Raw genomic sequence first — 26,278 nt, forward strand, 5'->3', positions numbered from 1 at the left:
GTTATTGTGCGCTGAGTGACTTGATGAAACTGTCACTGGCTGTGGAAATATCCTGACTTAATCCTTTCAGGCTGAGAACCTGTTCGCCCACATGATCAGCAAGACCAAGAAGGTCAGAAGAAACCCCGTTCATGGTTTCTACGTCCGTATCAATGGCGCTGAATGTGGTTTGTACACTGTTCAGGCTTTGGCGAATGGTGTCGGTGGCTTCATGTTGAATGCCAACCACATCACTCATCTGTGTTGTATTGGATTCCAGATCAGTCATGGAGGCATCCACATCATTCATCAGGCCGATGCTGGAAGAGGTGATGTTTAAAATATCGCCCAGTTGATTGGAAATATCCTGAGATGACTGTTCTGATTGCAGGGCAAGGGATTTGATTTCAGCTGCGACAATGGCAAACCCCTTTCCAGCCGATCCCGCACGTGCCGCTTCAATGGAGGCATTAAGACCAAGCATACGGACTTGACCTGAAATTTCTGAAACATTTCGGGCAATGCTTTCAATGTTGGCGGCAAGTTCGCCCAGCTTTTCAAGTTCGGTTAATGCGTTGCTGACTTTGAAACCCAGTTGATCCACGGTCTGATTGACGCTGGTGTTTGATTGTAATGTTTGGGTTTCCACATCGACAAGGCGCTCAATCGCATCTTGTAAAATATGGAGGTTGTCTGAAATCGTTGTACGCCCTTGGGCGACTTTGGTGCATTGTTGATTGTTAATCTGGGCTTGGGATTGCACCCCTTGACCAGCTTCGTCCAATTGGTCAGAACCTGTCGCCAGATCATTTACAGAGGCTTGAACACTGCTTAAAAATTGTTCAACAAGCTGTTCCTGATGGGCGTGGTTTTGTTCACGTTCATAAAGACGGGCGAGCTGGGCACTGACATATTGCATGATCTCAAGGGATGTTTCATCCAGCAGGCCGATTTGGCGTCCGTAAAATTCAGCAATGGCAACGCAGTCACCACTGACGATAATGGGAAAACCGAAAAAACCGCGCACACCACTTCTTTTGGCGCTGTCAGCACGCAAGAATTGGGTGAGAACTGTGACATCTTCAACTGCTTTTGCTTCTTTTTCCTGGGCAATTTGGCCGATTAGCCCCTTGCCACGGGTGAAAACGGTTTCTTCACTAATGCGTCTGAACTCTGCAATGGCTGAACGATCTAAAGTGTCTTCCAGATACCAGATGTCGTTGGACACATATTGATCGTCAGTATCGGGTGTTTTTATATAAAGGTGCGCGATGGGCCAGCCTGTGAAGGCACAGACTTCTTCAAAAATCTTTTTAGTCGCGACTTTAAAGTCGTTTGTTGTATCGGGCACATTGGATACCCGGTTTAAAAAACTTAACACAGTGCTTAATGAAGCGGCATCTGTGCTGCTTTCGTTAGCTTTGGCCGGAAAATCTATAATCTTGGCTAACATGGAAACCCTCCTCAACATGGTGATTGAAACAGGGCCCACCGTTTTTAGCGGTCTGGCGACGGGCCTATATGACAAAGAATAGAGCAGGATCCGTGCCAGTTTAAAATCGCTGTAAAATGGCAGGTTTCTTACATATTTTGCTGCATATTGATGCAAAAGCGGGCAGCAAACGCTCCATATTTGTGCAGTGCAAAATGAGTATCCTCCCAAAGTGCTAATACTAAAGGGGTTTGAAAACGGCATGACTCTTGCTGTGGTTTGGCAAAGATTATTGTGAAGGGTCAGAATTCGTGGAAACGGATCTAAAAATATTATTGATTGATGAGAACGAGGCACGGGCAGCGATCTTGTTTGAAGGGTTGCGCGCCAGTGGTCTGGATTGTGTGGAATGGCTGAAAGATACGAAAAATCTTTCAGAACGTATTTTTGCCTTGGATCCGGATGTGATCCTGGTTGATTTGGAAAACCCGAACCGGGATGTTCTGGAGCAGATGTTTCAGGTGAGCCGGGAGGTCAAGCGCCCGATTGCCATGTTTGTGGATCAATCGGACAGTCAATCCATCCATCAGGCCATTGAGGCCGGGGTAAGTGCTTATATTGTCGATGGTCTGAAAAGCGAACGTGTGAAGTCTATCGTTGATATGACGGTCAGTCGCTTTAATGCATTTGCCAAACTACATCGGGAGTTGGCTGAAGCCAAGACAGCTTTGCAGGATCGAAAGATCATCGACAAAGCTAAAGGAATTCTTATGCAACAGCGCGATATTGGGGAGGCTGAAGCCTATGCGCTGTTACGTAAGGCCGCTATGAACAAAGGTCAGAAAATCAGTGAAATCGCCAGCAGTATTGTGACCGCATCGGAATTGTTGGGATGATGAAATATGACAAATAATCTTCAAACTGTGAAAATTGGTTTTATTCCGTTGGTTGATTGCGCATTACTTGCCATTACCAAGGAAAAAGGTTTTGGGGCAGAACACGGGATTGACCTTGATCTGCATAAAGAAGTCTCATGGGCAAATATTCGGGATAAAGTGTATCTTGGCTATCTGGATGGGGCGCAAATGCTGGCAGGGATGCCGCTGGCGGCCAATCTGTCTCTTATGCCTAATAGCAGTGATATTATTGCCCCGTTTGTTTTGGGGCGAAACGGGAATGCAATCACGGTTTCCCATGCTTTATATGAAGAAATGGTAGCCGAAGGCGGGGAGCTTCTTGATGAGCTGGATCTCGTTAAAACAGGAGCAGCTTTAAAAGCTGTTATTGAAAAACGAAAACAGACAGGTAAGTCGCGCTTGCGTTTTGCTATGGTTTTTCCATTTTCCTGTCATAACTACCATTTGCGCTACTGGATGGCGGCGTGTGGCATTGATCCAGATGTGGATGTACACCTGGAAGTCATCCCCCCTGCTTTTATGGATGAGAATTTAGAGCAAGGCTATATTGATGGGTTTTGCGTGGGGGAACCCTGGAATTCGCTGGCTGTCGCGCAGGACTTGGGGGTGATTATCGCCTCAACAGCGCAAATTTGGTCACAAAGTCCGGAAAAGCTTCTGGGAATGCGCAAGGATTGGGTTGAGCGCAATAGCGCTCTTTTCACGGGCTTAATGAAAGCCTTGGCCCAAGCAGCAAACTGGGCTGCTGAAACAAGTCATCAGGAAGAAATCGCAGAGATTTTATCTGAACATCAGTATCTGGATGTCCCGGCAGAGATTATTTTGAAAGCATTGAGCGGAAACCTTTGCCTTAAAAAAGGCAATGCCCCTGTTTTCATCAAAGATTTTATGGCCTTGGCAGGGCAGGGGGCAAACTGTCCGCACCCTCAAGAGGGGGTGTGGATTTTGCAACAGATGGAACGCTGGAAACAGATCAAGCCCCCTTTTGATGCGCAGCTGGCACTGGAAAGCGCTTTTTCCAGAACGCTTTACGGTGAAGTTCTTGGCCTTGAAGAAGGTGAAGAGCAGGGACTGCGCTTGTTCGATTTTGCATAATTTTTAACCAATAAAATAAAATGCCTAGAAAATAGGCAATTAAAAAAGGAGGGTGCTTGAATCTTTTGCAGTGCAAAATGAATAAGCAGATAGATGAGAGCTATTTCTGCGGTGCAAAATAACTAAGTATTTGTAAATAAAATGAAAAATTGATTTTTACCAAAACTGGCACGATGTTTGAAAGGTAAAAGGCAGCTATCTAACAAAGACGTTGGATCAATATATCACCCGATTTTGGGTAATCAGCAACGCCGCTGACGTGACACACAAATTCCTCCCTACCTTCCTTGTGTGTTTTGTCAGTGGCGTTTTGTTTTTGGGATCTGGTTCTGGCGATCTGGTGAACAGGAACAAGGCTCAAACTTTAAGGAGAGAAAGCCGTTATGAAAAAAATGAAATCTTTTAAATCCATGCTGGCAGGTGCCGTTTGTGCTTTAAGCGCGATGAGCGGTTCAGCCTTGGCTGAAATGCTGGAAGTGGAAAAAGAAGAACTGAAATTCGGTTTTATTAAATTGACTGATATGGCCCCGCTGGCTGTGGCTTATGAAAAAGGCTACTTCGAAGATGAAGGTCTGTATGTGACGCTGGAACCGCAAGCCAACTGGAAAGTGCTGCTGGACCGTGTGATTGATGGCGAGCTGGACGGCGCGCATATGCTGGCAGGTCAGCCGCTGGGTGCGACCATCGGTTTTGGTACGCAGGCCCATATCATCACGGCTTTCTCCATGGATTTGAATGGTAACGGTATTACAGTTTCCAACGATGTTTGGGCCGAAATGAAGAAACATATCCCAACGGGCGCAGATGGTAAGCCGGTTCACCCGATTAAGGCGGATTACCTGAAACCTGTTGTGGAAAAGTATAAATCTGAGGGCAAGCCGTTTAACATGGGCATGGTGTTCCCGGTTTCCACGCACAACTATGAACTTCGTTACTGGCTGGCTGCTGGTGGCATTCACCCCGGTTATTATTCAAAAACGGATATTTCCGGTCAAATTCAGGGGGATGCACTCCTGTCTGTAACGCCACCGCCGCAAATGCCGGCGACATTGGAAGCTGGCACCATTTATGGCTATTGCGTGGGTGAACCGTGGAACCAGCAGGCTGTATTTAAAGGTATCGGTGTTCCGGTTGTGACAGATTACGAGATTTGGAAGAACAACCCGGAAAAAGTATTCGGTGTGTCCAACAAATGGGCCGAAGAAAACCCGAAAACCCATACGGCTGTTGTCAAAGCCTTGATCCGTGCAGCGAAATGGCTGGATGAAAATGATAACGCTAACCGCCCGGAAGCCGTGAAAATTTTGGCGAAATCTGAATATGTGGGTGCAGATGCAGAAGTAATCGCCAATTCCATGACAGGTACGTTTGAATATGAAAAAGGCGATAAGCGCGAAGTGCCTGACTTCAACGTCTTCTATCGTTATTTCGCGACTTACCCGTACTATTCTGATGCGATTTGGTATCTGTCCCAAATGCGTCGCTGGGGCCAGATTGCCGAAGGTAAGTCTGACCAGTGGTACCACGATATTGCGAAAAAAGTATATCGCCCGGACATCTATCTGGAAGCTGCCAAGATGCTGGTTGAAGAAGGCCATGTGGCAAAAGAAGACTTCCCTTGGGAGACTGATGGGTATCGCGCACCGCAGACACACTTCATCGACAATATTACCTATGACGGTCGCAAGCCGAACGAATATCTCGAAAAATTCGGGATCGGCCTGAAAGGCAAGCAGGTTGTGAAAGGCACTGAAGTCGCCGCCAACTAAGAGGCAAACCCAAGGTGGGAGCGTCACTCTCGACATAAACGGCGCTCCCGCCACCCCTTTAAAACCAACTTATTCATTTTTTACTTTTTAAATTTCAATTCGTTTTACAGGTGCAATATGTCTGATACTTCTGTTCAAACTGCCGATGTCGGCTTTCTGGGGCGCGTTGTCCCCGGTGCGACTTCTTCATCAGACGCGGTGAAGAAAATTTGGCAAGCCTTTGGCATTCCCGTTTTCTCTATTCTGGTGTTTATGTTCATTTGGGCGCAAGCCGCCAGCAACATTCAAACCAGCCTTGGTGCTATCCCCGGTCCCGTTGCTGTATTTGAAGAAACGCTGATCTTGTGGGATGACCATGTTCAAACCCGCGAAAAAGAAAAGAAATTCTACGAGCGTCAGGAAAAACGCAATGCGGCCAAGCTGGAAAAGAACCCGGATGCTAAAATCAAGGTTCGTGCCTATACAGGTAAGCCAACTTATATCGATCAAATTCTGACCAGTCTGAAAACCGTCTTTATGGGCTTTATTCTGGCAACCGCTGTGGCCGTTCCTCTCGGGATTGCCTGTGGTCTGTCAAAAAGTGTGAATGCGGCCTTTAACCCGCTGATCCAAATCTTCAAGCCCGTATCCCCATTGGCATGGTTGCCGATCGTGACCATGGTGGTTTCTGCCCTTTATGTCACGAAAGACCCGATGTTTGACAAGTCATTTTTGACCTCTGCCATCACTGTAACACTGTGTTCATTGTGGCCGACGCTGATCAACACATCACTGGGTGTGGCATCTATTGATAAAGATTTGCTCAATGTGTCACGCGTTCTGCGCCTTGATAACAAGACGACTATTTTCAAGATGATCCTGCCGTCTTCACTGCCGCTGATCTTTACAGGGCTTCGCCTTTCCCTCGGTGTGGGCTGGATGGTTCTGATTGCCGCTGAAATGCTGGCGCAAAACCCGGGTCTTGGCAAATTCGTTTGGGATGAATTCCAAAACGGTAGCTCTCACTCTCTTGCACGCATCATGGTGGCTGTCTTCACCATCGGTATCATCGGCTTCCTGCTGGACCGTGTGATGTACACGCTGCAAGACCTCTTTACTTTCACTGACAAACGCTAAGAGCCCACTCTTAAGAAAGGATAACCCCCATGTCATTCTTAGAACTTAAAAATGTAAATAAGGGCTATGGTAAAGGTGTAGATCGCACTGAAGTCCTGAGCGACATTAATCTCTCCATTAAAGAAGGTGAATTCCTCGCCATTGTCGGGTTTTCCGGCTCGGGCAAGACAACATTGATTTCTGCCATCGCAGGTCTGGTTGAACCAGACACGGGGGAAATCCTTCTTAAGGGTGAAAAAATCCAGGGCGCAGGCCCGGATCGCGGCGTCGTGTTCCAAAGCTACTCCCTGTTTCCCTGGATGTCTGTCTTTAGCAACGTCATGTTGGCCGTTGATAGTGTTTTCAAAAATGCGTCAAAGGCTGAAAAAGAAGAACGCGTTCATCGTTATGTGGAAATGGTAGGTCTTGGTCATGCCAAGGATCGCAAGCCTTCCGAACTCTCAGGCGGTATGCGCCAACGTGTGGCTGTGGCTCGTGCCTTGGCTATGAGCCCGCAAATCCTTTTGCTGGATGAACCATTGTCAGCCCTTGATGCGTTGACACGGGCCAATCTGCAAGATGAGATTGAACGCATTTGGGAGCAGGAAAAGAAAACAGTGATCCTGATTACCAACGATGTGGACGAAGCCATTTTGCTGGCAGACCGGATTATTCCGCTAACACCGGGGCCGAATGCCACATTGGGACCTGATTTTGTTGTGGACCTGGAACGCCCGCGTGATCGCACGGCGATGAACCACGACCCTAAATTCAAGAAGCTGCGCAAAGACGTCACTCAGTACCTGATCGATGTGGGGATTGAGAAGAATGCTGAAACTGGCGAATTTGCGCCGCTGCCTTCTGTGAGCCCGATTATGCCGGGCGCACGTATGCCGAAAAAGGCGAAAGAGGCAGCCAAAGCGCGCAGCGGTGACACCCACCGTTTTGTTGATTTCTCCCACGTTCACAAGGTCTACCCAACCCCCAAGGGCCCGTTGACTGTGGTGGAAGACTTCAACCTGCAACTGCGCAAAGGGGAATTCGTTTCCGTCATCGGCCATTCCGGCTGTGGTAAATCCACAGTTCTGACCATGGCGGCGGGTCTTAACGATATTTCCAAAGGCGGTATCATCCTGGATGGTCGTGAAGTGGATGGCGCGGGGCCGGATCGTGGCGTGGTTTTCCAGGCCCCCAGCTTGTTCCCTTGGTTGACAGCGCGCGACAACGTGATGATTGGTGTGGAACGGGTTTATCCTCATGCCAATGAACATGAGCGTCGTGATATTTGTGAATACTATCTTAGCCGTGTAGGTTTGGCGGACTCCATGGATAAGATGGCCTCAGACATGTCGAACGGGATGCGCCAACGTGTCGGGATCGCTCGGGCTTTCGCACTCTCTCCGAAGTTCCTGTTGTTGGACGAACCGTTCGGCATGCTTGACAGTTTGACCCGTTGGGAATTGCAAGAGGTTTTGATGGATGTGTGGAAACGCACGCAAGTGACGGCCATGTGTGTAACCCATGATGTGGACGAGGCCATTTTGTTGGCTGACCGCGTGATTATGATGTCCAACGGTCCACGTGCCACTGTTGGTAAAATCCTCGAAATTGATCTGCCGCGCCCCAGAACGCGTAAACAATTGCTGGAACACCCGCGCTATTACGAGCTGCGTGAACAGCTGTTGAGCTTCCTGGAAGAATATGAACACGGCAACCCCGAGCCCGAAGCCTCATCCACAGATGATGGCGATGATAAAGAAGCGGCTTGAAAGGAATAGAATAATGCAAAAACTCATCGTTATTGGCAATGGTATGGCAGGAATGCGTGCAGTTGAGGAAATCCTCAAGCGTGATGCCAACCAGTTTAAAATCACTGTTTTCGGTGCAGAACCTTATGGCAACTATAACCGCATCATGTTGTCTCCCGTTTTATCTGGGGAGAAGACATTTGAAGAAATTATGATCAATACGCCTGAATGGTATGCAGAAAACGATATTACCCTGCATGTGAATGCCGAAGTCACAGAAATTGATCGTGAAAACAAAATCGTTAAATCGGCAAATGGTATTGAAGAATCTTATGACAAGCTGTTGATTGCCACAGGTTCAGAACCTTTCATTATTCCGGTACCGGGTAAAGACCTTGACGGGGTGATTTCTTTCCGCGACATGAATGATATTGCCGCCATGGAAGATGCCATTTCCAAATATGAAAATGCAGTTGTGATTGGTGGGGGCCTGTTGGGTCTGGAAGCCGCTTATGGCTTGCAACGCCGTGGCATGAAAGCCACCGTGATCCATCTGATGGATACCTTGATGGAACGTCAGCTTGACCCATCCGCAGGTGCCTTGTTGAAGAATGAGCTGGAAGGGCGTGGTATTAGCGTTCTGACCGAAGCCAACACCAAGGAAATCGTTGGTAAAGATGGTCGTGTGACGGAACTGCACTTGGCAGATGGCCGTGTGATCCCAGCCGATATTGTGGTGATGGCTGTTGGTATTCGCCCCAATGTAGCACTGGCTCAAGCAAGTGGGCTTGAGGTGGAACGCGGCATTGTGGTCAATGATCAGCTGTTGACCTCTGATGAACATATCTATTCCGTTGGTGAATGTGTCCAGCACCAAGGCAATGTCTATGGTCTGGTTGCCCCGCTTTATGAAATGGGCAAGGTCTTGGCCGATCATATCACGGGTTCAGACAATGCTTATCAGGGCTCTGTAACCTCAACAAAACTGAAAGTATCCGGTGTGGATGTTTTCTCTGCCGGTGACTTCTCAGGTGGGGATGATTGCGAAGATGTGGTTCTGCGTGATGCAGCCCGTGGCATTTACAAGCGTGTGGTCTTGAAAGATAACAAAATCCAAGGCGCTGTGCTTTATGGCGATACGGCTGATGGGGCCTGGTATTTCCAGATGTTGAAGGATGAGCAGGATATCAGCGATATTCGTGACTTGTTGATCTTTGGTCAAGCTTTTGCCTCAGGAGGGGGCGCATCTCAGGACCCCATTGAGGCCGTTGCAGCTTTGCCGATGGATGCGGAAATCTGTGGCTGTAACGGCGTGTGTAAAGGTGACATCGTAAATGCGGTGAATGATAAAGGCTTAACCACCCTTGATGAAGTCAAGGCACACACGAAAGCGTCTGCTTCTTGCGGAACGTGTGCAGGTTTGGTTGAAAATGTGCTGAAAGCCACCTTGGGTGATGCCTATTCAGAAGTCACAGTGAAGCCTATGTGCGGCTGTACAGAACATACCCATGATGAGGTTCGCGCCGCCATTGTGGAGCAAGAGTTAAAGACCATTCCTGATGTTTATCAGGCACTGGAATGGAAAACGCCAAATGGGTGTTCTTCCTGTCGTCCGGCAATGAACTATTATCTGCTGTGCGCATGGCCGGGGGAATATCAGGACGATACCCAGTCGCGTTTCATTAACGAACGAGCCCACGCCAATATTCAAAAAGATGGCACTTATTCTGTCGTGCCGCGCATGTGGGGGGGCTTGACCAACCCGAAAGAGCTGCGCGCCATTGCCGATGCAGCTGAAAAATTCAATGTCAAGACGGTGAAAGTCACAGGTGGTCAGCGGATTGACCTGTTTGGCATCAAGAAAGAAGATCTCCCTGAAATCTGGGCGGATTTGAATGCTGCAGGCATGGTGTCCGGTCATGCCTATGGTAAATCCTTGCGCACGGTAAAAACCTGTGTGGGGAAGGAATGGTGTCGTTTTGGCACACAGATGTCCATGGACTTGGGGGTGAAGCTGGAAAAAATGGCCTGGGGCTCTTACATGCCGCATAAATTCAAGATGGCCGTATCTGGTTGTCCGCGAAATTGTGCAGAAGCCACCATTAAGGATTTCGGTGTCATCTGTGTAGATAGCGGCTATCAGCTCTCAGTGGCAGGTAATGGTGGCATCCATGTACGTGCCAATGATGACCTTTGTCTGGTGAAGACCGAAGAAGAGGTGCTGGAATATGCCGGAGCCTACATTCAGCTTTATCGTGAAGAGGCCCGTTATTTGGAACGCACAGCACCTTGGATTGAGCGTGTCGGCCTTGAATATGTGAAATCCATCGTTGTTGATGACGAGGCACGGCGCAAAGAACTTTATGCCCGGTTCACGCATTCACAAAGCTTCTGGCAGGATGATCCATGGGCCAAGGCGGTGAATGAAGAAGAAGCCGGTGCAGAATTCAAACCATTGGCTGTTATGACAGCACAAGCAGCAGAATAGGGAGATCAGGAATATGAGTAACTGGATTGAAGTCGGTCAAGTCAATGATATCCCGAAATTGGGCGCTCGTGTGGTAAAATCCTTGCGCGGCGACATTGCGGTGTTTCGTACTGCGGATGACGAGATTTTTGCCATTGTGGATGAATGCCCCCATTCCGGTGGGCCGTTGTCTCAAGGGATTGTGCATGGCAAGGCGGTGGCCTGTCCGCTGCATAACTGGAACATTGATCTGGAAACAGGGGATGTTCTGGACCCTGATCATGGGTGTACCCGTGTGATTGAAGTTGCGATCACAGATGGGTTGATTCGTATCTTTGTCGAAGCGGAGGCAACAGGGACACATGGCTGATACTGTACGCACGACGTGCCCTTATTGCGGCGTTGGTTGCGGGGTACTGGTCACAAAACAGGAGGACGGGTCGGTTTCTGTAAAGGGCGACCCGGATCATCCGGCCAATTTTGGTAAGCTTTGCTCCAAAGGGGCGGCCCTTGGCGATACGGTGGGACTGGACAATAGGTTGCTTGAGCCCAAAATCGACGGGCGCACCGTTGAGATGGAAGACGCACTGGATGTTGTGGCCTCCCGTTTTAAAGAAACCGTTCGAAAATTTGGGCCAGATAGTGTGGCGTTTTATGTTTCTGGCCAGTTACTGACCGAAGATTATTACGTTGCAAACAAGCTGATCAAAGGTTTTATCGGGACGGCCAATATTGATACGAACTCTCGTCTGTGCATGAGTTCATCAGTAGCTGGACATAAACGTGCCTTTGGATCAGATACGGTGCCGCAAAACTATAAAGATCTGGAACTGGCTGATTTGGTGGTTTTGGTCGGGTCGAACTTGGCCTGGTGTCACCCGATCTTGTTCCAGCGTTTGAAAAAGGCGCAAAAAGAACGCGGCACAAAGGTTGTGGTGATTGATCCACGCAAAACGGCGACGTGTGAAATTGCTGACCTCCATCTGGCGATCAAGCCGGGTTATGATGTGGCACTATTTAATGGCTTGTTGAAATATTTGTCTGAAAATAATGCCATTGATAAAGCCTTTGTCTCAGGTCATGTCCAAGGCAGTGAAGAGGCTGTTGCCAAGGCTGTTGAACAGGTTGAGGATTACCAAATTCTGGCCCGCCAATGTGATGTGCCCTTGGCTGATCTCATGACATTTTATGAATGGTTCCTGCAAACCCAGAAGAGTCTGTCGGTTTATAGTCAGGGGGTGAACCAATCTTCTCAGGGCACCGATAAGGTCAATTCCATTCTGAATTGCCACTTGTATACGGGCCGTATTGGTAAAGAGGGATGTGGACCACTTTCTGTAACAGGCCAACCCAATGCCATGGGCGGCAGGGAAGTTGGGGGCTTAGCCAATATGCTGGCTGCCCATATGGATTTCACACCGGAAGCTTTAAATCGGGTTAAAACGTTTTGGGATAGCCCGACACTGGCAAGTAAGCCGGGGAAAAAAGCCGTTGATATGTTTGAGGCTGTCCATCGTGGCGAGATTAAAGCCATCTGGATCATGGCGACCAATCCGGTCGTTTCCTTACCTGATGCCAATCGGGTGCGCAAGGCGCTGGAAAAATGCGATTTTGTGGTGGTTTCAGATTGTATGGACAATACGGATACCATGGCTTACGCCAATGTTGCTCTGCCTGCTGCCACATGGGGGGAGCGTAATGGTACAGTAACCAATACCGAACGCTGTATTTCCCGCCAACATCCGTTTAAGGCATTGCCGGGTGCAGCCTTGCCTGATTGGCAAATGATCACCCGTGTGGCCCAAAAAATGGGATATGGAGAAACTTTTGCTTATGAAACATCTTATGATGTTTTCTCTGAACATGTGGCCCTGTCGGCTTTTGAAAATGAAGGCACGCGTGATTTTGACCTGTCTGGCTGGCAAGGGCTCAGTCAAGAAGAGTTTGATGCCATTGATCCGGTGCAATGGCCGGTTACAGACCAGCCAAAGGAACGTTTCTTTAGTGAAGGGGGGTTTTATACACCAACAGGAAAAGCCAATATGCTGACCCTTGATGTACTTGCCCCAAAAAATGCACCGGATGACCAATATCCTTATGTTTTAAACAGTGGTCGTATTCGTGATCAGTGGCATACCATGACGCGCAGTGGTTTATCCCCGCGTTTGAATGCCCACTTGCCTGAACCGTTTTTGGATATCCACCCGGACACAGCCCATAAGGAAGGGCTGAAAGAGGGCGGTCTGGTAAAAGTGTCCTCTAAATGGGGGGAGGCAATTTTGCGGGTGAAGCTGAGTGAAACGGTAAAGCCCGGTGAATTGTTCATGCCTATGCACTGGAATGATGAAAACTCTGCATTGGCGGTTGTTGGTCGCTTGGTCAATCCGGTTACAGATCCGTTTTCCGGTCAACCGGAAAGCAAGCATACGCCCGTGACTTTATCCAAATTTGAACCGGACTGGCATGGCTTGCTTTTTAGTCGGGAAAAAATTGAAACCAGTGGCTTTGTCTATTGGACGCGCAGTCAGTCAAATGGGTGTTATGTCTATGATCTGGCTGGATTAGGGGAGCCTTCAAACTGGGATGAATATGCCTCCGTCCTGTTGGGGGAAGGGGAACTGTTGTCCATGGCTGATCAAAAACGCAAGCATCACCGTTATGCGGTGTTGCGTGATAATGTGCCCACAGGCGTTTTAATCACCTCTCAGGCGCGGGGCAATATTCCCTCACGGACCTGGATTGCCAGCCTGTTTGAACAAAGTGAAGTCAGCGTTGAAGAACGTATTTCATTGCTGAGTGCCAAACCCGCAGGCCAGACGGTTGATAAGGGGGCGATCGTTTGTTCCTGTTTCAATATTGGTTTGTTGGAAATTCAGCGTGCCATTTTGGAAGAAGGTAAAATGAGCGTAGAAGCCATCGGTCATTCCCTTAAGGCCGGGACCAATTGTGGGTCCTGTCAAAGTGAAATCGCTGATATTATTGAGGAAACAAAGGGGCAAGCAGAAGAGAAAAAGCAGGTGGCCTGACATGACAATAACCTGCCTTCTGTATCTGCGCAGGGGGCAGGTTGATTTTATTGAATAAAGGTACGGGCAACCACGTGGTTGCCTTTTCCTTTATATTCTACTTCATTGAAGGCCATATGCATGCTCAACATAATGCCTCGGCCATGGGTATGCGCCATGCGTTCAGGTGAAAAGTCGGTATATTTTTGCCAGTTAAACCCATCGCCTTCATCAATGATTTCGACTTCCAGGCAATCATCTAGGCGACGGAAGGTACAGACGGCGACACGATCCTTATATTTATCCTGTTGCAGGCGACGTTCGCATTCTTCTACCCATTCACCATTTTCCAGCAAGTCACCCTTATCGTCATAGGTAATCCCCAAATTGCCATGTTCAATGGCATTGACCAGCAATTCGTTGAGACCCAACAAGGCGTTTTCCGGTTCAGGAAAGAAATGAGACATGGTTAGAGCGACATTTTCTGCATCATCAATGGTTTGAATATGATATTCAGCATTTTTCAGCTTTTGAATCGCTGCTACCGGGCGGGAGGACTTTTTCATCAAGTCCTTATGGCGGTCCACAATGGATTGAAGCTGGGCTTGTTTGTTTTTGCTCAGCTGTGTGGTGCCGCCGGCTTCCAGTTTTTGGAAGAAATCATTGATGGACAGATTGATGCTGTGGATGGAGCGTTCTGTCGCTTTAAGTTGTGCCTTGATCGTTGCCAGCAGAATTTCAAAATCAATCGGCTTGGTCAGAAAGTCATTTGCCCCGAGTTCCTTGGCGCGCAGTTCATTTTCGCGCGCAGTTGAGGCGGTGAGGAAAAGAAAGGGAATACCGGCGACTTCGGGATGATTGTTTTTAAGGGATTCAAAAAATTCCGTGCCATCCATATTGGGCATGGACAAATCTGAAACGATAATGTCTGGTTGATGTTCAACAGCCTTGGCAAGACCATCGCGGCCATCAACAGCTTCAACGGTGTCAAAGTCATTTAGCTCTAAAAAGTCGACGACGTCTTCGCGAACGTCAGCTTCATCTTCAACAATAAGAACCAATGCCATTATCTTTTCCTGCTTTTATATGCAACAATGCTTGTACTTACATAACTCTACTATTATCCTGTCGCTAAGGATATATAGATAAAAACAAAAACACAATGATTGAGCTTCTAAAAACGAAGCTGAATTTCCAAATGTAACTGAAAGTTGAGATATGGTTTCCTCCGTTGAATTGTTCGGTGATGATGACGATTTGTTTTTCGACGATGATGAAGGCTCGCAAAATGCTGCCAAGTTAGAACGCCTTCTCGGTGAAACCGAAATGCAGATGGGGATGATGTTTGAACTCATGCCCATTGGCATGGCCTTGCATCAGGAACAAAGCATTATCTACGCCAACAAGGAAATGGCACGTCTGTTGAGTATGACGCCAGAAGCTTTGATTGGGCGCCACTGTCTGGATTTCATCGAAGGCGATATTCTGGCTGACCTCGTTGAAAAGTTTATGATCCTGTTTAAAGAGGGCACAAGCTTTGAAATTCCGGTGGTGGAAATCCGCGATATGAAAGGGGATTTGCGCAAAATTCAGCTGATTGTGGGGATGATGCCCTGGGAAGACAGCCATGTTGCGCAAGTACTGATGCAGGATATTTCCAAGATCAAAGAACTCGAAAAAGACTTGGAAATTCAAAAAGAGAAAAAGCGCCTGCTGGAAGAACAAAAAGCGGTTATTGAAAAATCAGAAGTCCACTTCCGTACGTTGTTCGAATCTTCACGTGATGCCATTATTCTGTCCGATAAAGACAGTTTGTTGGACTGTAACACAGCTGCCTTAAGGCTGTTTAAGGCCAAGACGAAAGACGAGTTTTTATCTCATTCCAAAAGGTTCTACAGTCCGGAGTTCCAGGAAAATGGTGAGGCTTCTTTGGATTTGTCGCGTGATAAATACAGGGAAGTCAGGGAACGTGGTGGTAGTTTCTTTGACTGGATTCATAAAAAAATTGATGGCAGCGAATTCCCGGCTGAAGTTTTCCTCAGTTCTCTGGAGGTTGACGGGCACCAATTGATCATGGCATCGGTACGGGATGTGTCCAAACGTAAAAAACAGGAACAGGAACTGCTGCGTCACAGGAACCACCTGCAAGACATGGTGGATGAAGCCACCCACAGTCTGAAAGAGAAAAACGAGGAAATTGCGGAAAACCTTCTCAATGAAATTCAAAACCAGAAGGCCCAGCGCGAATTTATCTCGGTTATTTCCCACGAATTCAGAACACCGCTGACGGTGATTGATGGTGGTGCGCAAAATATCAAGCTTTTCCTTGAGCGCGGGAATGCAGAGAAAGCGGCAAGCCGGGTTGAAAAAATCCGCAGCGGGGTGTCGCGCCTTAACGGGATGATTGATGAAATCCTTCTGTCATCCAAACTGGAAAGCGGCACTTTTGAAATGGTGCCGTCTTATGTGGACTTCGCCCAGATTGTGAATGATAAGTGTGAAGCCATGCGCGATGCCTATCGGGATCACAAGATTATTTGTGATGCAAGCTCTGTCCATCAAAGCATTTGGGCGCATAATGATTCCATTGAAAAAATTGTCGAAAACCTTTTGTCCAATGCGTTGAAATATTCACCACAAGCGGACCGGATTGAAGTTTCCCTGAAGGAAGAGGGGCAATTTGCTGTGTTGAAAATACAGGATTTTGGCGTTGGTATTCCCAAGGATGATTTGGACAATCTGTTTAAACGATATTTCCGGGCGAAAACCGCACGCGGCATTAAAGGAACCGGGATTGGGCTTAATTTGGTGAAAACGCTGGTGGATTGGCATAAGGGGCATGTGGATGTCGAAAGTGTTGAAGGGGAGGGGACTTGCTTTACGATTTCCCTGCCGTTTTATTCAAAAGACATCAATCCTTCTGAGCATTAAGTCAAAACCCTGTTTTGTCGTAAAAAGAGTTTCAAAACCATTTTGCACACAGTAAATTTGCGCGAAAGCAAGCCTTCAATCTTGGGAGAAACGATTGTTCGAGTGGATACAATTTACAAGTCCTAATCAGGATCTCTCTTTGGCGTATATGGGGCAGTATGATGGGGGCCTGGTTGCCCTGTCTCTGATCATTGCGATTGGGGCGTCTTATGCTGCCTTGCTGATTTCAGAACGGGTATCTGCGACCCATTCCTTTTTGCAAAAACTGTTTTGGGTGTTTTCGTCTGGTTTGGCCTTGGGGGGCGGGGTCTGGTCGATGCATTTTATCGGCATGCTCGCCTTTAGCCTGCCGTGTGGGGTGGAATATGATCCGCTTGTCACGCTGGCCTCTATGATCCCCGGTGTGTTAGCCAGCACCTTTGCCATGTGGTTTGTTTCCCATATGGGCTCTTCCAAAAAATGGTTGTTGGGATCTGGCATTATTGTGGGTGCCGGGATTGGTGCCATGCATTATACGGGGATGGCGGCCATGCGTTTGGATGCAGTGCTGTATTATTCCCCAAATATTTTTGCCTTGTCGATTGTCACGGCGGTGATCTTGGCTGTCGCGGCCCTTTATGCCAAATGTGCCGCCAGCACATATTTTAAGGGGTGGCAAAGCTCTCTGGTTGCGGCCCCGATTATGGGAAGTGCCATTGCGGGTATGCATTATACAGCAATGGAAGCTGCGTTTTTCATCCCTCTTGAGCCATCCAACCAATCCATTGCAGGCTATTCCCCCCAGCTTATGGCGATTGCAATTTGCGTTGTGATGGCTTTGATGATTTCCTTGGGGGTAGTTTCGTCTTTGTTAGGGCGATTTGTTGAAATCAGTACAGCGTTAAAAGAACAAAGTGAAGAGCTTGTTCTTGCTAAGGAAAAGGCCGAAAAACTGGCACGAATTGACCCTTTAACAGGTTTGGATAACCGTTTGTCTTTTTATGAAAAGGCCAATGAAATCCATAAACTTGCGTGTCGCCATGAACACCCTTATGCGGTGATCATGCTGGATATCGACTTTTTCAAGAAAATCAACGACACCTATGGTCATCATAACGGGGACAAAGCGTTGATTGCTCTCGCGCGAACCTTACAGGCCACAGCGCGTTCCACAGATATTATTGGACGGATCGGTGGGGAAGAATTTGTTATTGTTCTGCCTGAAACGGCTTATGAAAGGGCAAGCACTCTGGCGGAAAGAATACGCCAGGCGATTTCCGAAATCGTTCTTCCGATTGAAGACTATGAGGTGACTTTCACGGCAAGTTTGGGCATCTCTTACCATAACAATGCAAATGAAAGCTTTCAAAAAGCCGTTGAACAAGCCGATGAGGCATTATATCAGGCCAAGAAACAGGGGCGTAACAGGGTTGAGGTTTTTAGGTCGTAAACTCATAAAATAGACTTGCTTTGGTTTCCCTAAAATATAGGCAAGACAAGGCAAAGGCTTGCAGGAAGTACTTGTACTTTCAAAAGACTTTAACGCAGTAATGCCTATATTGCAGGGAAACCCCGTAAGGGACGAGATGTATTTGAGGATAGAGCTGCGTTATAAAACCCTTAAAGTGCTCGCACTTCTGCGGGTTTCATGCCTTGTCTATGCTCAAATACATCTCCGCCAAACAAGTCTATTTTATGAGTTTACGACCTAGTGGGTAATTTGATCAACCCGTCATGACATCCAGATAACCTGCCTCAATCGCTGTTTCCAGTGCTTGAGAAGCATGGCGGAGTTCTTCAAAGGCTTTGCGGTGTTGCTTCAGCTGTTTGACCTGTTCTGGGTTTGGCAAATCATCACCACAGATTTTGGTCACTTCAAACAATTCTTTCAGATAAGCCGCACGGGCTTTGGCAACCAGTCGGAAAATGGGCTCGATCTTGTGTAATGTCAGTTCTGGTACATCCGGGTTGATCACCTCGCGATTCACTTCGCGTAGCGCCTTATCCATTTGAAGCTTCAAACGGTTGCGTTCAATATGTTGAGCTGACATGATCTTTAACCTCGACCCAATTGGAATATGCTTTAAGATGCGCCACTATATTCCAGAAACATTTAAAAATCCAAGGGATAAGCACAGTTATGGATTATCTTTCATTCGGTAGAATTGCGGTCAAGCCGGATCAGATTGACGCTTTCTTGGCAGAAGCGCGTTCACAAGGTCTTCACATCACCCATAGCACTGCAAATATTTACGAATTTGGCATCAAGCTGCCAACGCTTATGGATCAAGATCACTTACGCCGTACAGCCGGATTGATCGGCCTGAAATATTCAGCCGATTAATGTTTCCATTGCGGCTAAAGCAGTTGCGGCATCTTTATGCTGTGACAGGTCAAGTGTGTATGTTGCTGGGGGAAGTTGACCAAGCTGACTTAAAAAAGCCTCGGTATCAAGATCATGGTTTTGCAAATATTCAAATTGTGCCTGCGTCATATGCATGGCGCGACATTGTAGAGTAAAGGCAGGTTCTGGCTGGAACATGTAAGTCGTTGTAATCAGCGTTTGAAATGTCTTTTGGGCAGGGCCGACATTTAATCCATAATCCCCGCCCTTACCATCTGGGCCAGTCCAGCCAAATAAAAACAGCTCGAGCTGTTCATCGGTTTCACAAAATAACGCCTTAAATTCAGCAAGATGGTCCATAATAGCCTCACAGCCCAAAGGTTGGGCATTCCTAAACAGCAACTGCTTCCTTTCTATTCATTTGCCTTCCATAATGCAACTGCACAGTCAGGCAGAAATATCCGAGTCGTCCTTTTAAAAAGATGGAAGAGGTTTTTCTGGCTTGGGAATGCATAAAATATTTCTTTAAAAACAATGGGGTATAATATTTCTCCATCGGGTTTGTTTTTTACGTTTTGCGGAAATTCCATTCCAGTCTAACATGTCGTCCAGAAACAAAGCTACCAGGCAAGGAAAAGAGAGAAAATCACCTTATCGCTCAATTGAAATGCAGTTGCTTATTTTTTAATCATTTAAAATGTCTAAAAAATAAGCAATGCGATGAGTCGTATTTGGGCGACTCCTGATTTTTCCTCATTTCCTTAGATTTTACCTAGTTGGCATGATCTATGCTTTAGATGGCGACAGAAACATCTCGAAATTTTGTTTCAGATGTTCTATTTGGGAAAGTAGAAACAAATAAGGTTAAGAGGCACCAGCTGATGAAAAAGATCGAAGCCATCATCAAACCGTTCAAATTGGACGAAGTAAAAGAAGCCCTGCACGAAGTTGGACTTCAAGGCATCACGGTTATCGAAGCCAAAGGCTTTGGTCGTCAGAAAGGTCATACAGAGCTGTATCGCGGCGCTGAATATGTCGTTGATTTTCTTCCGAAGGTCAAAATCGAACTCGTCGTTGACGATGCTATGGTCGAAGGCGCCGTTGAAGCCATTCAACAGGCTGCCCATACAGGCCGCATCGGTGACGGTAAAATCTTTATTTCCAGTGTAGAAGAAGCCATTCGTATTCGTACCGGGGAAACCGGTGGCGAAGCTGTTTAATCTTCACTGATCACCTTTTATCATTTTTCTTAAACTAAGTAAGTAAGGGAAGGGAAAGCATTATGCCCTTGGATTGCAAAACTCCTGCAGATATCTTCAAAGTCTGTAAAGAAAACGAAATCGACTATATCGACCTGCGTTTCACTGACCCGCGTGGTAAGTGGCAGCACCTGACAATGTGTGCAGACGTTCTGTCTGAAGGCGATTTTGAAGACGGTATCATGTTCGACGGTTCTTCCATCGAAGGTTGGAAAGAAATCAACGAGTCTGACATGGCGCTGATCCCGGACCCGACCTCTGCTATTATCGATCCGTTTTCTGCACAGCCGTGCCTGATCGTAAACTGTGACATTTACGAGCCGTCTACAGGTCAGCCGTACAACCGTGACCCGCGTTCCATCGCGAAAAAAGCTCTGGCTTACATGGAATCTGCTGGTATTGGTGATACAGCATACTTCGGTGCAGAGCCGGAATTCTTCGTATTTGACGACGTTCGTTTCTCCAACGAAATGCACGACACTGGCTTCAAAATCGATTCTGACGAAGGCCCCTGGGTAACTGGTAAAGAATTCGACGAAGGCAACACAGGCCACCGTCCGGGCGTTAAGGGTGGTTACTTCCCGGTACCGCCAGTTGACTCTGCACAAGACCTGCGTGCTGAAATGACAACGATCGCGAAGGAAATGGGCCTTCCGATGGATAAGCACCACCACGAAGTTGCACCGTCTCAGCACGAACTGGGCATGATGTTCGGTAAACTGATCGAAACTGCTGATAACGTACAAACTTACAAATACGTTGTTCACATGGTTGCTCACGGCTTTGGCAAAACAGCCACATTCATGCCGAAACCGATCTCTGGTGATAACGGTTCTGGCATGCACACACACCAGTCTATCTGGAAAGATGGCAAGCCGCTGTTTGCTGGTAACGGTTATGCTGACTTGTCTGACATGTGCCTGTACTACATCGGTGGTATCATCAAGCACGCTAAAGCGCTGAACGCTTTCACAAACCCGTCTACAAACTCTTACAAGCGTTTGATCCCGGGTTTCGAAGCACCGGTACTGCTGGCATACTCTGCTCGTAACCGTTCTGCTTCTTGCCGTATCCCGTTCTCTCCGTCACCGAAAGGTAAGCGCGTTGAGATCCGCTTCCCGGATGCGACTGCGAACCCATACCTGGCCTTCACTGCAATGATGATGGCTGGTCTTGACGGTATCCAGAACAAAATCCACCCGGGTGATGCAATGGACAAAAACCTCTATGACTTGCCGGCTGAAGAACTGGCTGAAGTCCCGACTGTTGCAGGTTCCCTGCGCGAAGCTCTGGAATCTCTGGATGCAGATCGTGAGTTCCTGAAAAAAGGCGGCGTCATGGACGACGACATGATCGACGGTTACCTGGAGCTCAAGTGGGAAGAAGTATACAACTTCGAACACGCTCCGCACCCGATCGAGTTCAAAATGTATTATTCTTCTTAATCGTTATTCCGCTTTATTATCAATAAGATAAAGCAGAAAACGTTAGACAGATTATACTGATCTAAATGGGAATAGGGCGTAAGGTTTTTCAAGACCTTGCGCCCTTTCTCTTTGCCTGAGTCTAACGGATTTTATGTTCGCGCAGCGAACAGAGTCTAACGTTGTCTAACGCAATATGTAGTTTTTCACCGCAATAAAACCAAGACTCACATACTCGTATTACTTGAGAGTTTGACATTGGCCAAGTTACAACGCAAACCAGCAAGCCACTTACTTACAAATCTCAAGTAAAAATGAAAATAAATCATTTACTTTCATAGCGTTGACAGAATCGAACGATTCACTTATAAGGCTTTTACATAAAGAACGACATAGGCGGTCAAACCAATCCTCAGGATTTGGTCTGCGCCTAAACTGTAAGTGATGCTCAGCAAATCAAGCAGCGTCTTTCTTGAAATGAAATTGAATTCGTTGGTCGGAATTTCCGTTCTGATCGTTGTTTGAATTTGTCATTTTAGGAAGGAATTGCTTATGACAAATCATATTGAAAGCATCACCGCCATCGTTGACGGTACCTTTACTCACAAAGACGCTAAGTCTTTTCATCGCCAGTTTTATGCTGACGGTGAGATTGCTCTTACTGTTGCTTATTCAAAAGTTCAAGGATGGTACATCCAAACTTTTGAAAACTTACGCTACGATTTTCCGAAAGCCTACATTGAGATAATTATCTACGCAGGTTTCAAACATATTTCTATCGAACACCTCCAAGCGGAGGATGCGTAATGTCCTGTTTGAAAAGAAAAGACTTCTCGCTTCCTGCGTCACACAAACCTGAAACTGCTAAACACTTCATTGTCCGCGTACCAGATGGATATGACTTTAAACGTGCGAGTGCGCGAAACAACACTCACTCTTGGCGTCGCAAAGTCACATATGTGAAACCGCATTTATTTGAAGACAACGCCTTCGAAGGCCCATTGCTTGAGCCGTCAAGTGACCTTCTAATGAGTAGTTCAGAGTTAATTCTAGCACTAGATCGTTCCTCATGTTCCGCCCCAAAACATGAGAACCAGCACTTTTGGGTTCGGCTTTATCAAGTCGGCGCAAAGGGAGAACTATTTCGCATAGCCGAGTCCAAAAACCCTAAAACTTGGGTAGAGAGCCTGAAATGCTCCGCCGTTAAGTCAATGGGATTTTTCCTCAACCAACAAAACGAGAAAGTTGAAGTCAGTTTCTGACTTCAACTGCCCCACACGGAGCTAAGCTAAAATGAAACTTGTGATCCAATCCCCTAACGACATCGACCTTATTGAAGGCAGCGGTGATTTTGAAGATCATGTCGAAATAAGCATCCACAAGGACTACTTGTATGATGTGCTTCGACTGCTGTACTACGACGAAGCAGAAGAACTAGCCGTAATGGAATTAAACGGAGCAATTATCAATGGTTTAATTTCGCCAGAAAACGCGACGATAATGCAAAACAATTTCAGCGTATTTTTTCATGCCCTACATCGGCTGTACGGCAAAGGTGAAAAATTTGAGGTCAACAATACCCTTCGCTATCCCATTACGCTAAAGCGCAAAGAAGTACCAGAGGATAAAACCCCAAAACTCAGACCTGACGGACGCCCCTCACTTTTCAATGTAGACTTTGCTGAAATGGAAAAAAGAATAGAGAAGGCAAGAGAAGGTATCTATGACATCAAAACACTGGAAGAAGTGAAAAACAAATCCACGGGTTAATATTTCCAGTCTTCGTGCGCCAGCGGCATCGAATTAAGCAGATCGCGGTTGGTGCGCCATGTTGGCATGAATTGGTCCATAAGCTCTATAAAACGGTGATTGTGATGCCGTTCGAGCAGATGGACCATCTCATGCACAATAATATATTCGACGCACTGTATGGGCTTCTTAGCCAGTTCAAGATTTAACCAAATGCGACCGGCGGCAATATTGCAACTACCCCATTTGGTCCGCATCCGTTTCACTCCCCAGTCATTAACCGTAACACCGATTTTCTTTTCCCATTTAGAAATCAAATCTGGGATAACTTTCTTGAGTTCACTACGGTGCCAAGCGATGAACAGAGCTTCACGTTTTTCAGTCCCCATTCCTTCATTGATAAACAAATCGATCTTCTTTTTGCCGCGCAGTTGCAGATATGGTTTCGCGTCCGTAACCTCGACATTCAACAAGTATCGCTGACCAAAGAAATAGTGACTTTCCCCAGTAATACACTCGCGGGGCGTTTGCCTTGGTTGGTCCCGAAAACTTTTCTGCTGGTTTCTGATCCATGCCAATTTGGAAATGACCGCCATACGGATTGCTTCATCATCAATGTAAGTTGGTACGGCAATACGAACACGCCCGTCTGGCGGATATACAGACAAGTGTAAGTTCTTAATGTCTTTGCGAACAACTGCAACGGGGATACCGCTTACATCAATATTACGTGCTTCAATATTCACTTTGGTTCTTCACAATCTCAAAGATTTCTTCCGGGTCGAAGCCCTTATCTGCGACAACAGATTTGATAGCAAGAAAGAGTTCTCGTTCCTTCATACTGTGCCCACGCCAATTTGCTTTTTTGGTCAAAACAATCGCCTGATCGACCCGAATAGCGGTTTCTTCGTCGCTGCCCAAGTTATCGAACAAAGCGCGTTTAGCCGGAGAGTTCACCGATGACGGATAATCTCGATCTGCGTCAGGCTTTTTAACCTTCGTCGTCAGTTCAACGATTTTTTCCAGATATTTCTTATACTCAATGGCCTGTTCTTTTCGAGCCTTAATCAACGCATCGAGCAACTGTGACATTTGTTCATAATATTTCGGATTGACCGGTTGTTCTTCGATAATGGTGCTACGGACATTGTTTTCGATTGTCTCAGCAACCGCTTCTTGGTCCTTGAGAATGCCCGGTGGTAAATCGTTGATTGCATCTACACCACGCTCAACAATCAGGTCAATCAGTGTCATATCCTCAAATGCGGAGATAGTTTCACTTTCTTCCGCTCTGATATACTGATCGATCAACCGACGCATGCCCGGCTCATATCGTTTCATATCGATATTTTCCTTGGCATTCACCATTACCTCTTTACGAGCGTCCGCGTAGTGTTCAACTTCTTTCTGAATGGTTGCGATTTCACCTTCGCTGAAACCGGCTTCTTCCATTTCGTTGGCAAGATTGGCATATGAGCGGATGTATGCCCCGGTCAGCTTGTAGAACATGTGACGCTTCATTTCGTTGCGTTTTAAGGCACTGGCATCACTATTGTCTTCGGCAGAAAAGAAACGAATATAAGCCATCGTGTTGCTTGGCTTTTCAACATTCTCACACAATGCTTTTACAGCTTCACGGGCCGTTCTTAGGCTCTCTGCCGCTTTGGTCAATCGATCTTCTAAAAGCCCGGCTACGTCGGATTTGTCATAAGCATCAAACGCACCACCGGTATAGTCATTGATGGATTTTTCAAGAGACTTAAACAGGTCCTTGTAATCAATGATGTAACCATACTCCTTCTCGTCACCATCCAACCTGTTCACGCGGCACACCGCTTGGAACAATTCGTGGTCCGACATCTTCTTGTCGATATAGAGATAGGTTTCCTGATCGGAAACGTCATTTGCAGCTATCGTGAAAAGGTTATCGCTCAGTGTTTGGCGCATAAATAATCATGGGCGAGAACATTCCATACATTACGACCAGAACAAATAAATCTGGTTCATTACGATACTACTGGCAGCGGAGCGGACATAAAATTGTCCGCCTTCCCTCTGATCCGATTGATCGAGCAAACTTAGCCATTCGCCTCAATAACGCAGCAGACCAAAAGGTAGAGATTAACCTCGCATGGGCAGAAGACACACTTGGCTGGGTAATTGCGAAATACAAAAACAGTGCTGATTACAAAGCGCTCGCAAAGGGGACTCTCAAGTATTACAAACGGTTCTTGAACGATATTCTGGAACTCGGCGGAGAGATGCCTTTCGACGAAATCAGCCGTGCCGATGTAATTGATTTTGTAGAAAGCTACCCTAAAGACTCACAACGCAAACATTGTTCTGCGGTTCTGCGTAATCTATTCAACGAAGCCATGTATCGTGGATGCGCTTCTCACAACCTTGCATCAAACCTTCGTTTGGCGGAGATGGGTTCACGTACTCAAATTTGGCAGCAAGAAGATATTGATTCGTGGAAGAAGGCAGCTAAGAAGCATGAAAAAGCCGATGCGTTGATCTTGGCCTTCGATATGCTCCTCTACACTGCTCAACGCCCCATCGATGTATTGGCATCCAAATGGAGCCAATACACCGATGATAACATCATCTTGGTTCGCCAACAAAAAACCAAAACACTTGTTGGCCTACCCGCACACCGGGATTTAAAGAAAGCGTTGGAAATTGCCCGTGACAAGCGTACCAGTGAAACCATCGTATCCAATAAAAATCGTCAAATGTCTTACAGCGTTTTCCGCAAGGCGTTTGTTCAAATCTGCGCCATGGCTGGTATCCGTGATTTACAACCACGCGACCTTCGCCGCACCGCGGTTGTTCGTTTGGGACAAGCTGGCTGCACAATTCCCCAGATTGCATCCGTGTCTGGACACACCATCGATACTACGACGCAAATTCTTGAAAAGTACCTTCCTCGCCGAGTGGAATTGGCAATGGCAGCGATACAAAATCTTGAGAATGCCGAAGATAGTAAGAAGCTAGCCACTCTAACGCCGGAGCCAAAATAGATATGTTTTTGCTAACGTAATCTATAAAAAACAATCACTTACAGAGGTGAAAAATATACAAA

Annotated in this window: 22 protein-coding genes; 16 read left to right on the plus strand and 6 right to left on the minus strand. The window is 46.9% G+C overall.

Going from position 1 to position 26,278, the window contains the following annotated elements; all coding sequences use genetic code 11:
• Position 1 precedes the first annotated feature (1 nt).
• Positions 2-1,432, minus strand: coding sequence for a methyl-accepting chemotaxis protein (locus E4K71_RS03030; RefSeq protein WP_167730229.1), 1,431 nt, complete (start codon positions 1,430-1,432; stop codon positions 2-4).
• Positions 1,433-1,722: 290 nt separating this feature from the next.
• Here E4K71_RS03030 and E4K71_RS03035 point away from each other — a divergent pair, with 290 nt between their 5' ends.
• From E4K71_RS03035 to E4K71_RS03070, 8 genes are all read left to right on the plus strand, one after another.
• Positions 1,723-2,307, plus strand: a complete 585-nt coding sequence (locus E4K71_RS03035) for an ANTAR domain-containing protein (protein WP_135076383.1) — start codon at positions 1,723-1,725, stop codon at positions 2,305-2,307.
• A gap of 6 nt (positions 2,308-2,313) precedes the next feature.
• The gene (locus tag E4K71_RS03040; protein WP_135076386.1) at positions 2,314-3,423 is read left to right on the plus strand and encodes a CmpA/NrtA family ABC transporter substrate-binding protein; all 1,110 of its coding nucleotides are present in this window, start codon (positions 2,314-2,316) and stop codon (positions 3,421-3,423) included.
• 383 nt (positions 3,424-3,806) lie between these two features.
• Positions 3,807-5,192, plus strand: coding sequence for a CmpA/NrtA family ABC transporter substrate-binding protein (locus tag E4K71_RS03045; RefSeq protein ID WP_206201947.1), 1,386 nt, complete (start codon positions 3,807-3,809; stop codon positions 5,190-5,192).
• Between the two features lie 117 nt (positions 5,193-5,309).
• A complete protein-coding gene (locus tag E4K71_RS03050) occupies positions 5,310-6,308 on the plus strand; it encodes an ABC transporter permease (RefSeq protein ID WP_135076389.1) in 999 nt (332 codons plus the stop codon).
• A 29-nt stretch (positions 6,309-6,337) separates the two neighbouring features.
• Positions 6,338-8,056: an ABC transporter ATP-binding protein gene (locus E4K71_RS03055; RefSeq protein ID WP_135076392.1), complete on the plus strand. Its 1,719-nt coding sequence runs from the start codon at positions 6,338-6,340 to the stop codon at positions 8,054-8,056.
• Positions 8,057-8,069: 13 nt separating this feature from the next.
• On the plus strand, positions 8,070-10,523 hold the full coding sequence (nirB, locus tag E4K71_RS03060) for a nitrite reductase large subunit NirB (RefSeq protein WP_240796865.1): 2,454 nt from the start codon (positions 8,070-8,072) through the stop codon (positions 10,521-10,523).
• A 13-nt stretch (positions 10,524-10,536) separates the two neighbouring features.
• A complete protein-coding gene (gene nirD / locus E4K71_RS03065; protein ID WP_135076395.1) occupies positions 10,537-10,872 on the plus strand; it encodes a nitrite reductase small subunit NirD in 336 nt (111 codons plus the stop codon).
• Positions 10,865-13,528, plus strand: a complete 2,664-nt coding sequence (locus E4K71_RS03070) for a nitrate reductase (protein WP_135076398.1) — start codon at positions 10,865-10,867, stop codon at positions 13,526-13,528. Before nirD ends, E4K71_RS03070 begins: the two co-directional genes overlap by 8 nt.
• Positions 13,529-13,575: 47 nt before the next feature.
• Here the strand turns inward: E4K71_RS03070 and E4K71_RS03075 are convergent, their stop codons facing one another.
• Complete coding sequence (locus E4K71_RS03075) at positions 13,576-14,574, minus strand: response regulator (RefSeq protein ID WP_135076401.1); 999 nt, start codon at positions 14,572-14,574, stop codon at positions 13,576-13,578.
• A 151-nt stretch (positions 14,575-14,725) separates the two neighbouring features.
• On the opposite strand from E4K71_RS03075, the gene E4K71_RS03080 reads away from it, so the two are divergent.
• Positions 14,726-16,438: a PAS domain-containing sensor histidine kinase gene (locus E4K71_RS03080; RefSeq protein ID WP_135076404.1), complete on the plus strand. Its 1,713-nt coding sequence runs from the start codon at positions 14,726-14,728 to the stop codon at positions 16,436-16,438.
• A 94-nt stretch (positions 16,439-16,532) separates the two neighbouring features.
• Positions 16,533-17,867, plus strand: coding sequence for a diguanylate cyclase (locus E4K71_RS03085; protein ID WP_206201948.1), 1,335 nt, complete (start codon positions 16,533-16,535; stop codon positions 17,865-17,867).
• 274 nt (positions 17,868-18,141) lie between these two features.
• Here the strand turns inward: E4K71_RS03085 and E4K71_RS03090 are convergent, their stop codons facing one another.
• Positions 18,142-18,468: a hypothetical protein gene (locus tag E4K71_RS03090; protein WP_135076410.1), complete on the minus strand. Its 327-nt coding sequence runs from the start codon at positions 18,466-18,468 to the stop codon at positions 18,142-18,144.
• 89 nt (positions 18,469-18,557) lie between these two features.
• Between E4K71_RS03090 and E4K71_RS03095 the strand changes: the two genes are divergently transcribed.
• Complete coding sequence (locus E4K71_RS03095; RefSeq protein ID WP_135076413.1) at positions 18,558-18,761, plus strand: hypothetical protein; 204 nt, start codon at positions 18,558-18,560, stop codon at positions 18,759-18,761.
• Here the strand turns inward: E4K71_RS03095 and E4K71_RS03100 are convergent.
• Positions 18,750-19,121: a hypothetical protein gene (locus E4K71_RS03100; protein WP_135076416.1), complete on the minus strand. Its 372-nt coding sequence runs from the start codon at positions 19,119-19,121 to the stop codon at positions 18,750-18,752. The two genes, E4K71_RS03095 and E4K71_RS03100, sit on opposite strands and share 12 nt — an antisense overlap.
• A gap of 521 nt (positions 19,122-19,642) precedes the next feature.
• Here E4K71_RS03100 and E4K71_RS03105 point away from each other — a divergent pair.
• The 4 genes from E4K71_RS03105 (at position 19,643) to E4K71_RS03120 (ending at position 23,214) form a co-directional block, all read left to right on the plus strand.
• Positions 19,643-19,981 (plus strand): P-II family nitrogen regulator, encoded by a 339-nt coding sequence (locus E4K71_RS03105; protein ID WP_135076419.1) that lies wholly within the window; start codon positions 19,643-19,645, stop codon positions 19,979-19,981.
• Positions 19,982-20,043: 62 nt separating this feature from the next.
• Positions 20,044-21,465, plus strand: a complete 1,422-nt coding sequence (gene glnA, locus E4K71_RS03110; RefSeq protein ID WP_135076422.1) for a type I glutamate--ammonia ligase — start codon at positions 20,044-20,046, stop codon at positions 21,463-21,465.
• A 531-nt stretch (positions 21,466-21,996) separates the two neighbouring features.
• Entirely contained in the window at positions 21,997-22,251 is a 255-nt protein-coding gene (locus tag E4K71_RS03115) for a hypothetical protein (protein ID WP_135076425.1), read from the plus strand.
• 486 nt (positions 22,252-22,737) lie between these two features.
• A complete protein-coding gene (locus tag E4K71_RS03120) occupies positions 22,738-23,214 on the plus strand; it encodes a hypothetical protein (protein ID WP_135076428.1) in 477 nt (158 codons plus the stop codon).
• Here the strand turns inward: E4K71_RS03120 and E4K71_RS03125 are convergent.
• Positions 23,211-23,939 carry a SprT family zinc-dependent metalloprotease gene (locus tag E4K71_RS03125; RefSeq protein ID WP_206201949.1) on the minus strand — a complete coding sequence of 243 codons (729 nt, stop codon included), beginning with the start codon at positions 23,937-23,939 and terminating at the stop codon, positions 23,211-23,213. The two genes, E4K71_RS03120 and E4K71_RS03125, sit on opposite strands and share 4 nt — an antisense overlap.
• A complete protein-coding gene (locus E4K71_RS03130; protein ID WP_135076430.1) occupies positions 23,929-25,140 on the minus strand; it encodes a type I restriction endonuclease subunit R in 1,212 nt (403 codons plus the stop codon). The genes E4K71_RS03125 and E4K71_RS03130 overlap by 11 nt, the downstream gene beginning before the upstream one ends.
• An 8-nt stretch (positions 25,141-25,148) precedes the next feature.
• On the opposite strand from E4K71_RS03130, the gene E4K71_RS03135 reads away from it, so the two are divergent.
• Positions 25,149-26,216, plus strand: a complete 1,068-nt coding sequence (locus E4K71_RS03135) for a tyrosine-type recombinase/integrase (protein ID WP_135076433.1) — start codon at positions 25,149-25,151, stop codon at positions 26,214-26,216.
• Positions 26,217-26,278: the final 62 nt, after the last annotated feature.

This window comes from Terasakiella sp. SH-1 (assembly GCF_004564135.1).
Lineage (GTDB): Bacteria > Pseudomonadota > Alphaproteobacteria > Rhodospirillales > Terasakiellaceae > Terasakiella.

Coding starts and splice junctions, on each gene's coding strand:
- E4K71_RS03075 (WP_135076401.1), bottom strand. CDS start 14,574: ATGGCATTGGTTCTTATTGTTGAAGATGAAGCTGACGTTCGCGAAGAC.
- nirB (WP_240796865.1), top strand. CDS start 8,070: ATGCAAAAACTCATCGTTATTGGCAATGGTATGGCAGGAATGCGTGCA.
- E4K71_RS03130 (WP_135076430.1), bottom strand. CDS start 25,140: ATGCGCCAAACACTGAGCGATAACCTTTTCACGATAGCTGCAAATGAC.
- E4K71_RS03095 (WP_135076413.1), top strand. CDS start 18,558: ATGGATTATCTTTCATTCGGTAGAATTGCGGTCAAGCCGGATCAGATT.
- E4K71_RS03080 (WP_135076404.1), top strand. CDS start 14,726: ATGGTTTCCTCCGTTGAATTGTTCGGTGATGATGACGATTTGTTTTTC.
- E4K71_RS03135 (WP_135076433.1), top strand. CDS start 25,149: ATGGGCGAGAACATTCCATACATTACGACCAGAACAAATAAATCTGGT.
- E4K71_RS03045 (WP_206201947.1), top strand. CDS start 3,807: ATGAAAAAAATGAAATCTTTTAAATCCATGCTGGCAGGTGCCGTTTGT.
- E4K71_RS03090 (WP_135076410.1), bottom strand. CDS start 18,468: ATGTCAGCTCAACATATTGAACGCAACCGTTTGAAGCTTCAAATGGAT.
- E4K71_RS03040 (WP_135076386.1), top strand. CDS start 2,314: ATGACAAATAATCTTCAAACTGTGAAAATTGGTTTTATTCCGTTGGTT.
- E4K71_RS03030 (WP_167730229.1), bottom strand. CDS start 1,432: ATGTTAGCCAAGATTATAGATTTTCCGGCCAAAGCTAACGAAAGCAGC.
- E4K71_RS03105 (WP_135076419.1), top strand. CDS start 19,643: ATGAAAAAGATCGAAGCCATCATCAAACCGTTCAAATTGGACGAAGTA.
- E4K71_RS03100 (WP_135076416.1), bottom strand. CDS start 19,121: ATGGACCATCTTGCTGAATTTAAGGCGTTATTTTGTGAAACCGATGAA.
- E4K71_RS03055 (WP_135076392.1), top strand. CDS start 6,338: ATGTCATTCTTAGAACTTAAAAATGTAAATAAGGGCTATGGTAAAGGT.
- E4K71_RS03120 (WP_135076428.1), top strand. CDS start 22,738: ATGAAACTTGTGATCCAATCCCCTAACGACATCGACCTTATTGAAGGC.
- E4K71_RS03050 (WP_135076389.1), top strand. CDS start 5,310: ATGTCTGATACTTCTGTTCAAACTGCCGATGTCGGCTTTCTGGGGCGC.
- E4K71_RS03115 (WP_135076425.1), top strand. CDS start 21,997: ATGACAAATCATATTGAAAGCATCACCGCCATCGTTGACGGTACCTTT.
- nirD (WP_135076395.1), top strand. CDS start 10,537: ATGAGTAACTGGATTGAAGTCGGTCAAGTCAATGATATCCCGAAATTG.
- E4K71_RS03070 (WP_135076398.1), top strand. CDS start 10,865: ATGGCTGATACTGTACGCACGACGTGCCCTTATTGCGGCGTTGGTTGC.
- glnA (WP_135076422.1), top strand. CDS start 20,044: ATGCCCTTGGATTGCAAAACTCCTGCAGATATCTTCAAAGTCTGTAAA.